At 65.5% G+C, this 14,317-nt stretch carries 10 protein-coding genes; 6 read left to right on the top strand and 4 right to left on the bottom strand.

What is annotated here, in order from left to right; all coding sequences use genetic code 11:
* Window positions 1-177: 177 nt before the first annotated feature.
* The 6 genes from DRF71_RS01420 (at window position 178) to DRF71_RS01395 (ending at window position 7,300) form a co-directional block, all read left to right on the top strand.
* Window positions 178-1,065: a LysR family transcriptional regulator gene (locus DRF71_RS01420; protein WP_112308847.1), complete on the top strand. Its 888-nt coding sequence runs from the start codon at window positions 178-180 to the stop codon at window positions 1,063-1,065.
* Window positions 1,066-1,241: 176 nt separating this feature from the next.
* Entirely contained in the window at window positions 1,242-1,709 is a 468-nt protein-coding gene (locus tag DRF71_RS01415; RefSeq protein ID WP_112308846.1) for a formate dehydrogenase subunit gamma, read from the top strand.
* On the top strand, window positions 1,709-3,229 hold the full coding sequence (locus DRF71_RS01410) for a formate dehydrogenase beta subunit (protein ID WP_112308845.1): 1,521 nt from the start codon (window positions 1,709-1,711) through the stop codon (window positions 3,227-3,229). The genes DRF71_RS01415 and DRF71_RS01410 overlap by 1 nt, the downstream gene beginning before the upstream one ends.
* A gap of 109 nt (window positions 3,230-3,338) precedes the next feature.
* A complete protein-coding gene (gene fdhF / locus DRF71_RS01405) occupies window positions 3,339-6,245 on the top strand; it encodes a formate dehydrogenase subunit alpha (protein WP_112308844.1) in 2,907 nt (968 codons plus the stop codon).
* A 13-nt stretch (window positions 6,246-6,258) separates the two neighbouring features.
* Window positions 6,259-7,077 carry a formate dehydrogenase accessory sulfurtransferase FdhD gene (fdhD, locus tag DRF71_RS01400; RefSeq protein ID WP_112308843.1) on the top strand — a complete coding sequence of 273 codons (819 nt, stop codon included), beginning with the start codon at window positions 6,259-6,261 and terminating at the stop codon, window positions 7,075-7,077.
* Window positions 7,067-7,300: a formate dehydrogenase subunit delta gene (locus tag DRF71_RS01395; RefSeq protein WP_408634510.1), complete on the top strand. Its 234-nt coding sequence runs from the start codon at window positions 7,067-7,069 to the stop codon at window positions 7,298-7,300. Before fdhD ends, DRF71_RS01395 begins: the two co-directional genes overlap by 11 nt.
* A gap of 6 nt (window positions 7,301-7,306) precedes the next feature.
* Here DRF71_RS01395 and DRF71_RS01390 read toward each other — a convergent pair whose 3' ends face one another.
* The 4 genes from DRF71_RS01390 to DRF71_RS01375 all read right to left on the bottom strand — a co-directional run.
* Window positions 7,307-7,936, bottom strand: coding sequence for a 4'-phosphopantetheinyl transferase family protein (locus DRF71_RS01390; RefSeq protein ID WP_198672036.1), 630 nt, complete (start codon window positions 7,934-7,936; stop codon window positions 7,307-7,309).
* Window positions 7,929-12,530 carry a MupA/Atu3671 family FMN-dependent luciferase-like monooxygenase gene (locus DRF71_RS01385; protein ID WP_112308841.1) on the bottom strand — a complete coding sequence of 1,534 codons (4,602 nt, stop codon included), beginning with the start codon at window positions 12,528-12,530 and terminating at the stop codon, window positions 7,929-7,931. Before DRF71_RS01385 ends, DRF71_RS01390 begins: the two co-directional genes overlap by 8 nt.
* 1 nt (window position 12,531) lies before the next feature.
* Window positions 12,532-13,554 (bottom strand): glycosyltransferase family 2 protein, encoded by a 1,023-nt coding sequence (locus DRF71_RS01380; protein ID WP_112308840.1) that lies wholly within the window; start codon window positions 13,552-13,554, stop codon window positions 12,532-12,534.
* A 2-nt stretch (window positions 13,555-13,556) separates the two neighbouring features.
* On the bottom strand, window positions 13,557-14,317 hold a 761-nt coding region (locus DRF71_RS01375), incomplete at its 5' end, for a thioesterase domain-containing protein (RefSeq protein ID WP_157970986.1).

Here is a 14,317-nt window from a genome sequence, read left to right as displayed (position 1 = left end):
CTCTGCAGCTGGCCTGCGCGCCGCTGCCGGGGCGACCACCCTCGCGCCGGGAAGAAAGCCCCCGGCGGCGCCATCCCCTTGCTTTTCGCAGATGATCGGGGTTCTGTGTGACGGGGCCAGCACAGACAAAATCTGCAAACCCCATGAAATAAATGAAAACATGCGTGCAGAGCCAGAATGATCGACAAGCTGCAGATGTTCATCGCGCTGGCGAAAGAGCGCCATTTCGGTCGCGCCGCCGAGGCTTGCGGCGTTACCCAGCCCTCGCTTTCCTCGGCCATTCGCCAGCTTGAGGAGACGCTTGGCGTGCAGCTCGTCCATCGCGGGTCCCGCTTTCAGGGCCTGACGCCCGAAGGAAAACGGGTGCTGGAGCGCGCGGTGCAGATCGTCGGTGACGTACGGGCTTTGCGCGATGAGATGCGGGTGGCGCGCTCGGGCCTTTCGGGCCATCTGCGGATCGGTGTGATCCCGACCGCGCTGCCGATGGTGGCGGAGCTGACCCGCCCCTTTCTCACCCGCCACCCCAATGTCACGCTTTCGGTGCTGTCGCGCAATTCGACCGAGATCCTGACCGGGATCGAAAGCCTCGACCTCGATGCGGGCATCACCTATCTCGACAATGAGCCGCTGGGCCGCGTCAGCCAGACACCGCTTTACGCCGAGTTTTACCGCTTCATCTGCGCGCCCGGATCCGAGCTGGCCGGGCGCGATCGTCTCTCCTGGTCCGAGGCGGCGGCACAGCCCCTCTGCCTGCTGACCCAGGACATGCAAAACCGCCGCATCGTCGATCAGAACCTGGCGGCTGCCGGGGGGCTGCGCCCGCCCGGGGTCGAGAGCAATTCCTCCATCGTGCTGGTCAGCCATGTGCTTTCCGGCCAGTGGTGCTCGATCGTTTCAAAGCGCCTTGCCGATATTTTCGCGGCGGGTGGCCAGATCATCCCCATCCCGCTGCTGGATCCCGAGGTCGAGCATATGGTCGGCCTGATCTGCGCGCGGCGTGATCCGCAAACCCCGGTCATCGCCGCCCTGGTGGACGAGGCGCAGAAATACCGCGCCCGCCAGTAACGTCCCTGTCGCCGCTGCCCGCCGCGAATGGCGGCAAAGTGCACCATGGCATCCAAAAGTATTCCTGATGAAATCACTCATGTCCTGATAGGTTTCACCTATCGCTCAACGGGCAATAAGAATTGATTGGCCTATCATAAGGGCGTCAAATCAGGGGGCCAGCGAAAGGCCCGCTCATGCTTGATTCTGTTGATATCGCCACCCGTGTAGAAGAGATCCTCGCCGCCCATGCCGGGACCGAGGGCGCGCTTTTGCCGATCCTCCATTCCATTCAGGAAAGCTTTGGTTATGTGCCCGAAGAGGCGCTGCCACAGATCGCGCAAAACCAGAATATCTCGAAAGCCGAAGCTTACGGCGTGATGACTTTCTACCATGATTTCAGGTCGAAACCGGCCGGAACTCATGTGCTGAAACTCTGCCGGGCCGAAAGCTGTCAGACCATGGGCGCCGAAGGGCTGGCGACCCATGCGAAGGAAAAACTCGGCCTCGACTGGCATGAGACCACGCCTGACGGAAAGATCACGCTGGAGCCGATTTTCTGCCTTGGCCTTTGCGCCTGCGGCCCGGCCGCGCTGGTCGATGGCAAGGTGGTCGGCCGGGTGACGCCCGAAAAACTTGACCAGATCGTGAAGGGGATGCGCTGATGAGGATCTGGATCCCCCGTGACGCGGCTGCCAAAGCGCTTGGTGCCGAAGAGGTGGTGGCGGCGGTAAAGGCCGAGGCTGCGCGCCGTGGCGTTGATGTGACAATCACCCGCAACGGCTCGCGCGGGATGGTCTGGCTGGAGCCGCTGGTCGAGATGGAAACCCCCGATGGCCGCGCGGCTTTCGGCCCGATGACCCCTGAAGATGTGGCGCAGATCTTTGACGGCGGCCCGCTGGCGCTTGGCCTGACCGAAGAGCTGCCCTGGCTCAAGGCGCAGACAAGGCTGACCTTCCAGCGCTGCGGCATCATCGACCCGTTGTCGCTGACGGAATACCGTGCGCATGGCGGCCTCAGGGGGCTGGAACGCGCACTGAAAATGACCGGCGCCGAGGTGGTGCAGGAAGTGCTGAACTCGGGCCTGCGCGGTCGCGGCGGCGCGGGCTTCCCCACCGGCATCAAATGGAAAACCGTCCATGATGCCCCCGGTGAGCGCAAGTACATCGTCACCAATGCCGATGAGGGCGATTCCGGCACCTTTGCCGACCGGATGATCATGGAAGGCGACCCCTTCACCCTGATCGAAGGCATGGTGATCGCCGGTGTGGCCGTCGGCGCGACCAAGGGTTTCATCTATTCGCGCTCGGAATATCCCGACGCCAATGAGGTGATGCAGGCCGCCATCGCGGTCGCCCGGGTCGAGGGGCTGCTGGGCCAGAACGTGCTGGGCTCGGGCAAGCCGTTCGAGCTGGAGCTGCGCGTCGGCGCCGGCGCCTATGTCTGCGGCGAGGAAACGGCGCTGCTGAACTCGCTGGAAGGCAAGCGCGGCACGGTCCGCGCCAAGCCGCCGCTGCCGGCGCTGCAGGGCTTCATGGGCCGCCCGACAGTGGTGAACAACGTGATCTCGCTGGCCTCGGTGCCGGTGATCCTGCAACACGGCGCCGAATATTATGCCAGCTTCGGGATCGGCCGCTCGAAGGGCACCATCCCGCTGCAGATCGCCGGCAATGTCGCTCGCGGCGGGCTTTATGAGATCGCCTTCGGCCTGACGCTCGACAAGATCGTGAACGAGATCGGCGGCGGCACCGCATCCGGCCGCCCGGTCAAGGCGGTGCAGGTCGGCGGGCCGCTGGGCGCCTGGATCCCGGTCAGCCAGTTTGCAACACCCTTCGGCTATGAGGAATATGCCGGCCAGAATGCGCTGATCGGCCATGCCGGGCTGACCGTCGCCGATGACACCGCCGATATGATGGCGATGGCGCGCTTCGCGATGGAGTTCTGCGCCATCGAGTCCTGCGGCAAATGCACCCCCTGCCGCATCGGCGCCGTGCGCGGCGTCGAGACGCTGGACCGCATCGCGCGCGGCGATACCGCCGCCATCCCGCTGCTGACCGATCTGTGCGAGACGATGAAATCCGGCTCGCTCTGCGCGCTTGGCGGCTTCACGCCCTATCCGGTGATGTCGGCCCTGACCCATTTCCCCGACGATTTCACCTCCAACACCCGCGAGGCGGTTGAATGAGAGCGCTGCAAAATTCTTCAAAGAATTTTGTCCGGATTTTTGAAAAAATCCGGGCCGTAGCGCCCCGCATCAGCCTCATCAAAGCCATTCCCAGCCGGGAGACAGCAGAATGAAAGACTTCATCATCCCCGCCCCGATGTTCTCCGACCGCGACATGGGCACGCCCGCGTCGAAGTCGAAGACCCAAGTGACGCTGGAAATCGACGGTTTCGAGATTACCGTGCCCGAGGGCACGTCCATCATGCGCGCTGCGGCGGAACTCGGCATCACCGTGCCCAAGCTTTGCGCGACGGATTCCATCGAGGCTTTCGGCTCCTGCCGGTTGTGTCTGGTGGAAATCGAAGGCCGCAATGGCACGCCGGCCTCCTGCACCACCCCGGTCGCGCCCGGGATCAAGGTCAAGACCCAGACCGGCAAGCTGAAACAGCTGCGCAAGGGGGTGATGGAGCTTTATATCTCCGACCACCCGCTCGACTGTCTGACCTGCGGCGCGAATGGCGATTGTGAGCTCCAGGATATGGCCGGTGCCGTCGGTCTGCGCGATGTGCGCTATGAGGCTGAAGCCACGCATTTTTCTGCGAAAAACACCTCGGGCGAGGCCAATATCGACTGGCTGCCCAAGGATGACTCGAACCCCTATTTCTCTTACGACCCGTCGAAATGCATTGTCTGCAACCGCTGCGTGCGCGCCTGTGAGGAAGTCCAGGGCACCTTCGCGCTGACCATTGCAGGCCGGGGTTTCGAGAGCCGCGTTCATGCGGGCGTCAAAGAGGACACCTTCCTGTCATCCGATTGCGTCTCTTGCGGCGCTTGCGTTCAGGCCTGCCCGACCGCGACGCTGATCGAGAAATCGGTGCTCGACATCGGCACACCGGACAAGTCCGTCGTCACCACCTGCGCCTATTGCGGCGTGGGCTGCCAGTTCAAGGCCGAGATGCGCGGCGATGAACTCGTCCGCATGGTGCCCTATAAACACGGCAAGGCGAACCGGGGGCACAGCTGCGTCAAGGGCCGCTTCGCTTACGGCTATGCGAGCCACAAGGACCGCATCCTGAACCCGATGATCCGCGACTCGATCAACGATCCCTGGCAGGAAGTGACCTGGGCCGAGGCCATGTCTTTCGCCGCCAACCGGATGAAGGCGATCCAGACGAAATATGGCCGCCAGTCGGTCGGCGTGATCACCTCCTCGCGCTGCACCAATGAGGAAACCTACCTCGTCCAAAAGCTGACGCGCGGTGTGTTTGAAAACAACAACACCGATACCTGCGCCCGTGTCTGCCATTCGCCGACGGGTTACGGCCTGGGGCAAACCTTCGGCACCTCGGCCGGCACCCAGGATTTCGACTCGGTTGAAGAGGCCGATGTGATCCTCGTGATCGGCGCCAACCCGCATTCCGGCCACCCGGTTTTCGCGAGCCGCATGAAGAAACGCCTGCGCAAGGGCGCGAAGCTGATCGTCGTCGACCCACGCCGCACGGAATCGGTCGAAGGCCCGCATTACCGGGCAAGCCATCACCTCGCGCTGAAGCCCGGCACCAACGTCGCCATCGTTACCGCGCTGGCGCATGTGATCGTGACCGAGGGACTTTACAACGAAGAGTTCATCCGCACCCGCTGCGACTGGGATGAATTCCAGGACTATATGGAATTCGTCGCCGACCCGCGCCACGCGCCCGAAGCGATCGAGATGCTGACCAGCGTTCCGGCGGCAGAGGTTCGCGGCGCCGCGCGGCTCTACGCCACCGGCGGCAATGCGGCAATCTATTACGGGCTTGGCGTGACCGAGCACAGCCAGGGCTCGACCACCGTAATCGGCATCGCGAACCTCGCCATGCTGACCGGCAGTATCGGCCGCCCGGGCGTTGGTGTGAACCCGCTCCGGGGTCAGAACAACGTCCAGGGTTCCTGCGATATGGGGTCATTCCCGCATGAGCTGCCGGGCTACCGCCATGTCAAAAACCCCGAAGTCCGCGCGATCTATGAGAACCTCTGGGGCGTGAAGATCGACCCGGAGCCGGGTCTGCGCATCCCCAACATGCTCGACGCGGCGGTCGAGGGCAGCTTCAAAGGCCTCTATTGCCAGGGCGAAGACATCCTGCAATCCGACCCCGACACCCATCACGTCGCGGCGGGTCTGGCGGCGATGGAATGCGTCATCGTGCATGACCTCTTCCTCAACGAGACCGCGAATTACGCGCATGTCTTCTTCCCCGGCTCGTCCTTCCTGGAAAAAGACGGCACCTTCACCAATGCCGAGCGCCGGATCAACATGGTCCGCAAGGTGATGGCGCCGAAGCAAGGCTATGCCGACTGGGAAGTCACCCAGATGTTCGCGAACGCGATGCTGGAAGGCACTGGCCGGACCTGGGGCTACACCCATCCGAGCCAGATCATGGAAGAGATCGCCATGACCACGCCGTCCTTCGCCGGTGTGAGCTATGAGAAGATCGAGACCATGGGCTCGGTGCAATGGCCGGTGAACGACAAGGCGCCCGAGGGTACGCCGCTGGTCCATGTCGACGGGTTTGTGCGTGGCAAGGGCAAGTTCATCCGCACCGAATATGTCGCCACCGATGAGAAGACCGGGCCGAAATTCCCGCTTCTGCTGACCACCGGCCGCATCCTCAGCCAGTATAATGTCGGCGCCCAGACGCGGCGCACCGACAATACCGCCTGGCACCCCGAGGATATGCTGGAAATCCACCCGCATGACGCCGAGAACCGGGGCATCCGCAATGGAGACTGGGTGCGGCTGGCCTCGCGGGCAGGTGTCACGACTTTGCGCGCGGATATCACCGACAAGGTCTCGCCCGGCGTGGTCTATACCACCTTCCACCACCCCGACACCCAGGCTAACGTCATCACCACCGATTTCTCGGATTGGGCGACCAATTGCCCGGAATACAAGGTGACGGCGGTGCAGGTCAGCCCCTCGAACGGGCCATCGGACTGGCAGGAAGAGTATAATGCTCAGGCCACCCTGTCGCGCCGGATCCTGCCCGCCGCAGAGTAAAGGCGGAGCTGACATGACCATCGGATCAAAACCGGTTCCGCGCCTCTTCTTCGGGGCGCGGGAGGGCGGGGACGCCATCGAACAGGGAAACCGCACGCTGCCGCAGGAATTTGCGGTAGCGCTGTCCTTTAACGGTACGACCCAGGCCGTGATGATGGCAACTCCGGACGATCTGGTTGATTTCGCTTATGGTTTCGCGCTGACCGAAGGCATCGCCCGCCCGCATGAGATCGAAGAGATCACCGTGGTCGCGGGCGAGCGTGGCATTGACGTGCAGTCCTGGCTGGTGCCTGAAGCCGAGGCGCGCCTTGCCAAACGCCGCCGTACCATGGCGGGCCCCGTTGGCTGTGGCCTCTGCGGTATCGACAGCATCAATGAGGCGCTGCGCGAGCTGCCCCCGGTGGCCCCTTCCCCGTTCCGCATGACCCCGGCCGAGGTGCGCGACGCCATCGCGGCGTTGCCCGCGCATCAGCCGCTCCACGACATCACCCGCGCAGCCCATTGCGCAGCTTACTGGGTTCCCGGCGGCCTCTTCGCCGCGCGCGAAGATGTCGGGCGCCACAATGCGCTGGACAAGCTCGCGGGTCATCTGGTGCGCCATGATCCCCCGGAAGGTGCGGTGGTCCTGACCTCCCGCGTCTCGACCGATATGGTGCAGAAGGTTGCAGCCATCGGTGCCGGGATGCTGATCGCAGTTTCGGCGCCGACCGCCGATGCCGTGGCGCTGGCCGACCATCTCGGCATCACGGTGATCGCCCTCGCTCGTCCGGAAAAATTCGAGCTTTTCACCCATTCAGACCGCATCGTAACGGAGCAACCCCATGCAAACTGACGGCATCAACCCGAAAATCCCGCGCATGGCCAATCAGATCGCCATGTTCATGGAGAGCAAGCCCGAGGCCGAAGGCATCGAAGGTCTTTCCAGCCATATCAATGATTTCTGGGAGCCCCGGATGCGTCGCCAGTTCTTCGAGATTATCGACGCCGGTGGTGAAGGCCTGCGCCCGCTGGTGCTCAAAGCCGCCGCAAAGATCCGCCGCCCCGATCCGGCCTGAGCCCCGTCACAGCCAGGCGACCGCCAGCACATGCCCGGCGCAAAGCGTGATGCGCCCCTCAATCTCCGCGCCCGCCGCAAAGGGCGCGACATCCTCCTGCATCCGGGCGCGAAACATGTCGCCCCGGATCGAGACCGCCAGCATATCAGGGCCAAAGAGCCGGCGCGTCAGCGCATATTGCGCCTTGTAGGCCGCCTCCTTGGCGCAAAAGACCAGGAGCCCCGGATCGCCCTCTGCCGCGACCAGGTCTGACGGCCCGCAGATCAGTGCGGCAACGCCCGGATCCAGCGACCGAAGCGGTTCCAGATCGAGGCCAATCCCCCGCAGCCCTGATGACACCGCCGCGATACAGGCCAGATCCGAATGGCTGATCGAGCCGACCATGCCCGGAGCCCAGACCGGCGCGCGATCCGCCCCCCTGGGCACAGCGCCCCCCTCCAGCCCGGCCGCTGCCATCGCCAGACGCGCCGCATGCCGCCCGGCGGAAAACTCCGCCGCCCTGCGCGGCACCATGCTGGCCGTGTCTTCTCCGGCCCAAAGCGGCCAGAGCCGACCAGGATCCGCCGAGGCCACAAAGCACCCCGCCGGCAAAAACGCCGCCGCCCGAACTGCCAGCACCTGCCCCGGATCAGGCATCCACACCCCGCCGCGCAAGCCGCATCGCGCGGCGCCGCGCCATCGCCTGGTCCAGACCAGCATCCATCGGCACCGCCTGCACGACCGCCACTTGCGCCACCGGCTGGAACACCGGCCGGAACACCGGCGCCTGCACGGCGACCACAGGCCCCACCGCCCCACCGCCGACATGCGCCACCAGCGCCTCCAGCACCGGGAAGCGGAAGATATCCGTGATTGACACCTTCGCCTGCGGCAACCGCTCACGGATCTCGCGATGGGTCTGCACCGCCAGCAACGAATGGCCCCCCAGCGCGAAGAAATTGTCCTTAGGCCCGACCCGCGCCACCCCAAGCACCCGCGCCCAGATCTTCGCGATCTCATTGCCGATGGCCGGATCCGCCGCGCCAGGTTGCACCGGTGCGACAGCTGCCGCCGCCACAGGCGTCCCGGTGTCCGGCGCTGCTGGCCCGGCTTCGGGCAAGAAGCGCGACGGTGCCGGCAGCGCTTTACGGTCGACCTTACGGTTCGGTGTCAGCGGGAAGCGCTCCACCGCCACATAATGCGCGGGCCTCATATGCTCCGGCAATGCGCGGGCCAGTGCATCCCGCAGCCCGGTTTCAACGGCGCTGCCGCTCACATACGCCACCAGCCGCAGATCGCCCGGACTGTCTTCGCGCGCCATCACCACCGCCTGGGTCACCCCGGGCTGCGCCTCCAGCACCGCCTCGATCTCCCCCAGCTCAATCCGGTAGCCGCGCAGCTTCACCTGACTGTCAGCCCGCCCGACATAATCAACCCGCCCATCCGCGCGCAGCCGTACGAGGTCCCCGGTCTGATACATCCGCCCTGCATGGAAAGGGTTCGGAACAAACCGCTCCGCCGTCAGATCGGGCCGCCGCCAATAGCCGCGCGTGACACCCTCGCCGCCAATCCACAGCTCTCCCTCGACGCCAACAGGCACCGGGCGCCGCGCCGCATCCAGCACATAAAGCTGTTGGTTCGCCAAAGGCTTGCCGATATTCACCACCGGATCGCCCGCGCCCACCTCTTCGACCGACGACCAGATAGTCGTCTCGGTCGGCCCATACATGTTCAAAAGCCGCCCCACCCCGGCCGCTTTCAATTCAGCCGCCAGCGCGCCCGGCAGCGCCTCACCGCCGACCATCATCGTGTTTACCCCGGCCAGCGCGCGACGGCTTTCCTCATCCATCACGATCATCCGCGCCATCGAGGGTGTGCATTGCAGATGCGTGACCTTGTGCCGGTGGATCTGCGCCGCGATCGAGAAATCATCCGCTGCCGGCCCACCCTGATTGGCCAGCCGCACCACTTCGGCCAGCGGCTTCAGCCCCTCAAGAACCACCTCCGGCGCGATGCCGTAATCGACCAGACAGGCAACCTCGCCGACGCCAATCGCTTTCAGCGCCTCGACGCGGGTAAGCGCATCCTCGACGGTGCCAAACAGGCCAGACTCGTCAAAATAGCGCTGGAACGCGAAATCGAGGATCGCCGCATTCTCTTCCTCCGACAAAGCCGCAAGGTCGATATCCATCGGATTGGCGGCGCCCGCCGGCTTTTTGAACGCCGGAAAGGCCCAGGCATATTGCTTCACCAGCGCCGCCGCCGAAGCGAGGTAGGATTTCATCGGCGCCTCGGCCACGCGCCGCGCCTCCTCGCGCGTTGCCGCGATATAGCTGTGCAGCATCAGCGTGACGGTGAAATCCGCCGGATCATGGCCCGCCTCGCGCAAAGCGGAATGATAGAGCGCAATCTTGTCAGCCACTTCCGCAATCGACTGGCCCAGAAGATGGGTCAGCACATTGGCGCCGGCCCGCCCCGCCTCGGCCCAGGTCTCGGGGTTGCCTGCGGTCGTCACCCAGACCGGCAGTTCCGCTGAGACCGGGCGCGGCTGTGTTTTCACGGTGAATGTGGTGCCATCCGCCTTCGGAAAATCCACCCCTTCACCGCGCCACAACGCCCGCACATCGCGGATCGCCTGGAACATCGCGGCCTTGTTCTTTGGCGGCGCATTTTCCGGCCGCAGCACGAAATCATCCGGATGCCAGCCCGAGGCAAAAGCCAGCCCGGCGCGGCCTGCGGTCAGATTGTCGATCACCGCCCATTCCTCGGCGATCCTTGCAGGATGATGCAGCGGCGCCACCACCGAACCCGCCCTGACCCCGATATTCGAGGTCACCGCCGCCACCGCCGCACCGGTCACGCTCGGGTTCGGATAGGGGCCGCCAAAGGCGTGGAAATGCCGCTCGGGCGTCCAGACCGCGACAAAGCCGTGTTGATCGGCAAAGCGCGCACCATCCAGCAAAAGCTGGTATTTCTTCGGCCCCGGCCCGTCATCATTGCCCCAGTAATAGAGCGAGAAATCCATCTTCCGCTCCGAGGTGATCCGCGCCCCCGAAACCAGCGCCCGGTTCTCATCCGAGGAAATCACCACCTTAAAGCCGCGTGCCAGCGTCCAGAACAGCTCCAGCACCGAGATGTCGAAAGACAGCGAGGTGACCGCCAGCCAGGACCCCGGTACGCGCCCGATCCGCTGATCCATGCCGGTGAAGAAATTGGCGACATTGCGGTGCTCGACCTGCACCCCCTTGGGCCGCCCGGTCGAGCCGGAAGTATAGATCATATAGGCGATATCTTCGGGCTGCGCGCCGCCTGCCGGGTTCCAGTCCGGCGCCCCGGCCAGCCGCGGATCCCGGTCCAGCGACAGCGTTGAAACGCCCTCTGGCAGGCCCGCCACCAGATCCGCCATCAGATCCGATTGCGTCACGATCACCGAGGCGCCGCTGTCCTCGGCGAACAAAGCCAGCCGCTCGGCCGGATAGGCGGGGTCCATCGGCACATAGGCGCCGCCCGCCTTCAGGATCGCCAGCGCGCCGGCAACCAGATCGACGCTGCGCCGGGTCGAGAGCCCGACCAGCACCCCCGGCCCGACCCCCATCCCGCGCAAAACATGCGCGGCGCGATTGGCCCGGGCGTTCAGCGCGCTGTAGCTCAACACCTCATCCTCAAAGGCCAAAGCCGGGGCATCGGGTGTCCGCGCCACCTGGGCCTCAAAGGCGGTATGAACCAGAGCCTCGCGGTCATGCTCCAGCCCCGTCAGGTTGAACCCATTGATCACGAGATCATACTCGGCAGGCGTCAGCATGGGCAGATCGGCCAGCGGCCGCGCACCCGCCCCGGCAACCTCCGCCGCCAGCCAGTCGATCCGCACGGCCAGAGCCTGTGCTGCCGCCTCATCCAGCCGCGCGGCATCCCAGATCACGGCCTCCGGCGTCAGGACCAGCCCGGCCCCCGCCACCGGCTCCGCCTCCGACAGCGCGACCGGCGGCGTCCCGATCCCCGCCAGCGCCTGGTCGCGCACCATCAGATCCAGCGCCCAGCCGCTCGCCGGCCGCGCCAGCGCCGCCCTGACCCCTGCCAGCGCCGCCGCCACCGTCTCCCCCCCGGCGCGCAACGGCTCCCAGGCCGCGATATAGCCGGTGCGGCCCGGCGCCGCCCTCGCGAAATCGCCCGCGACAGAACCAGTCGCGCGGAGGCCGGCCAGCGCAAGTTCGGCCAGACCATGCCGGCGTCCGAAAGGAAACCGGCGCCAGTCGGCCGCCTTTTCCCCAGGCAGGTCTCCCGGCAGGATCACCGGATGCAGCGCCAGCAGCGCCGCACGCAGCCGCCCCTCCTGCGGGGCCAGGGCCGCAGCCGCAGCGGTCAGCGCCGCCGCTTCGTCGCCGCCCGGCAAAGGCAGCCAGGCCGCCCCGACCATCGAGGCCATCACCGGACGGCCGGAAATCTGACAGCTCAGCCGGTCAAGCCGCACCGCACCGGTGCCACAGGCCACCACCAGCCCCTCCGGCCCGGCGGTCAACACCGTCCCCGCCGCGCCCTCCCCCGCCACAAGCTCCGCCGTTCCGACATTCAGCACCTCAGAGCCGGTGTCGATCTTCGCCGTGGTCAGCGGGTTCCAGTAACGCCCGTGATCAAGGCCCCGAACCAGCCGCACCACCTCTGCCGCCGGAAGGCAGAAATCAATCCGCCCCATCGCCGCCGGACGGTCCGCGCGGCGATGCATCGCATCGCCGCCAGGGCGCTGCGCCTGCGGCGCCGCCCCGCTTTCCAGTGCCAGCATCACATCGGGGAAGGACCCGAGCCCCTCTTCGAAACAGCGCGTGTTCAGCGTCAGCGCCGTCTCGTCCGGCGCCATGTCGAAACGGCGCTCAGCGAGTATCCGCCCCTGATCCACGCCGCCCTCGATCAGATGCCAGGTCACGCCATGGCGCGCCTCGCCTGCAAGGATAGCCCAGACCGGTGCATTCAGCCCGGCATGTTCCGGCAACGGCCCGTCATGGAAATTCACCGCGCCTCGCAAAGCCCGCCCCAGAACCTCCGGCCCCAGCAGGCGCAGATTGGCTACCGACAGGATCCAGTCGGCAGGCGGCAGATCCGCCAGATCACACAGCGCCAGCCCCGCACCTTGCGCCCAGTCCCGGACCGGCTCCGCCTCGCTGACGACGCCCAGGATCCGATGCCCCCGCGAAAGCCAGAGCGCACCACATTCGCGCGTCAGCGTCTCATTGCCGATCAGGATAGCGGTCAGGCTCATCTCAGGCCCCTTTCCGGGAATGGTCGCGCGCAGGCTCCGGGCTCATGCCGAAACCGCGCCGGATATCATGCGCGATCAGGTCGCGCAGGTAATGCGGCGGGTCGATCGGATCGCGCTTTCGCTGCACCAAAAGCCGCGCCCGCCAGATCAGCCCGCCCAGAGCCGCCAGCGCTGTCGCCGCCGCCGCATAGGCGCGGCCATGGTTCTTGGCGAAATAATGCAGCCGCGAATCCAGCCAGAAGCCCGGGATCCGCTGCCATTTCCCCATGCCCGTAGAGACCGAGCCGATATGGGCCACCCGGCTTTCGGGCACATAATCGGTTGGGAACCCGGCCCGCGCCGCACGCAAACAGAGATCGGTCTCCTCGTAATAGAGGAAAAACCGCTCATCAAAGAGGCCGATCCGGTCCAGCACATCCATCCGCATCATCAGACTGGCGCCGGCCAGCCAGTCCACCCGTGTCGCGCGGTCGGGGAGCGGCATTGCAACCATGCTGTTCCGCATCGCGCGCGAGACGATCCCCAGCCGGATATGGCGCTCGAAATCATTCAGCGCGGTCGGGTAGCGAAAGGCGGTGTGATGCGGTGTGCCATCCTCGCCATGGATATAGCTGCCGGCGAAACCGGTGGCGGGGTTCAGTTCCAGATGATCCAGCAGGATGCGGATCGCATCGGGCGCCGGAAAGGCATCCGAGTTCAGCACATAGACGTAATCGGGGCGTGCCCCCCCCAAAAATCCCTCCGCAAACCCCTCCGGCAGACCCGCGAGGATGCCGACATTATTGCCGGCGCCAAAGCCGCCATTCCGGCCCGATTGCAGCACCCTGACCGGCACCGGAGCTTTATCCCAGCCCCGCGCGGTCACCTCGGCCTGCATCCGCTCAAACGAGCCATCGCCGGAATCATTGTCAACGATGGTGATCGCGCCCGGGATCCCCTGCATCGCCACCCTCGCCGCCTCGGCCGAGCTCAAAGTCATCTCCGGCGAGCGCCAGTTGAGGATGATGGTCAGAACAGTCGCCATCGTCATTCCGCCGCCGTGGCCAGCGGGGCATCGCGCGGCCCCATTTCTGCCAGCCCGGATTTTGCCAGCCCGGATTTTATCAGCCCCGCCTCAGCCTCTGTCAGCAAGCTCTTCAGCGCCGCAGCCAGCACCCGCACATTCGGCTCCAGCACCATGGAATCGTGGTCGCCCGGCACCTCGATCACCCACAGCGCCGGCGCGAACCGGGTCAGGTCATTGTCGTCAAACACATATTCCTTCGCGACCGAAACCCATTTCCCGCCCGAAACCTGCCATTGCCGGTCCAGGGGCGGCCGGAACAGCACCGTTGCACCGGGGCGCCGGCTCATCTGATAGCGCGGCAATGCGGCGCGGAAGGCCGCCTCGATGGCGCTGTTATGGAAGCCCTCTTCCTCGACCGGCGCAGCGACGCGCTTCCTGCGCTCCCAGTCCAGACGGTTCCTCGCCCATTCCGCCAGATAGGCCGGCCCTTTGCGTTTCAGCTCTGCCAGCTTGATCAGCGCCTTGTCGCGGCGGCTGAGACCGGGTCGCATCGGCAAGGGGGTATCCAGCAGCACAAGCTGCGCCACCTCTTCGCCCGCCTCCTCCAGCTGGCGCGCCATTTCCCAGGCGATCAGCCCGCCGCCGGAAAAGCCGCCCAACAGATAAGGACCCGAGGGCTGCACCTGGCGGATCTCGGCGATGTAATCGCGCGCGGCTTCGGTGAAATCTCCATGCGGCTGGTCCTCGCCGTAAAGCCCGCGCGCCTGAAGGCCGTAAACCC

It is taken from the genome of Pseudogemmobacter bohemicus, assembly GCF_003290025.1.
In the GTDB taxonomy this organism is placed as follows: Bacteria; Pseudomonadota; Alphaproteobacteria; order Rhodobacterales; family Rhodobacteraceae; genus Pseudogemmobacter; species Pseudogemmobacter bohemicus.
Note: the sequence above shows the minus strand (reverse complement) of the source record. Positions and strands in the feature narration are given on the sequence as shown.

What these genes read in the sequence shown, in the direction of transcription:
- DRF71_RS01420 (WP_112308847.1), top strand. Translation starts at nt 178, where the DNA reads ATGATCGACAAGCTGCAGATGTTCATCGCGCTGGCGAAAGAGCGCCAT.
- DRF71_RS01415 (WP_112308846.1), top strand. Translation starts at nt 1,242, where the DNA reads ATGCTTGATTCTGTTGATATCGCCACCCGTGTAGAAGAGATCCTCGCC.
- DRF71_RS01410 (WP_112308845.1), top strand. Translation starts at nt 1,709, where the DNA reads ATGAGGATCTGGATCCCCCGTGACGCGGCTGCCAAAGCGCTTGGTGCC.
- fdhF (WP_112308844.1), top strand. Translation starts at nt 3,339, where the DNA reads ATGAAAGACTTCATCATCCCCGCCCCGATGTTCTCCGACCGCGACATG.
- fdhD (WP_112308843.1), top strand. Translation starts at nt 6,259, where the DNA reads ATGACCATCGGATCAAAACCGGTTCCGCGCCTCTTCTTCGGGGCGCGG.
- DRF71_RS01395 (WP_408634510.1), top strand. Translation starts at nt 7,067, where the DNA reads ATGCAAACTGACGGCATCAACCCGAAAATCCCGCGCATGGCCAATCAG.
- DRF71_RS01390 (WP_198672036.1), bottom strand. Translation starts at nt 7,936, where the DNA reads ATGCCTGATCCGGGGCAGGTGCTGGCAGTTCGGGCGGCGGCGTTTTTG.
- DRF71_RS01385 (WP_112308841.1), bottom strand. Translation starts at nt 12,530, where the DNA reads ATGAGCCTGACCGCTATCCTGATCGGCAATGAGACGCTGACGCGCGAA.
- DRF71_RS01380 (WP_112308840.1), bottom strand. Translation starts at nt 13,554, where the DNA reads ATGGCGACTGTTCTGACCATCATCCTCAACTGGCGCTCGCCGGAGATG.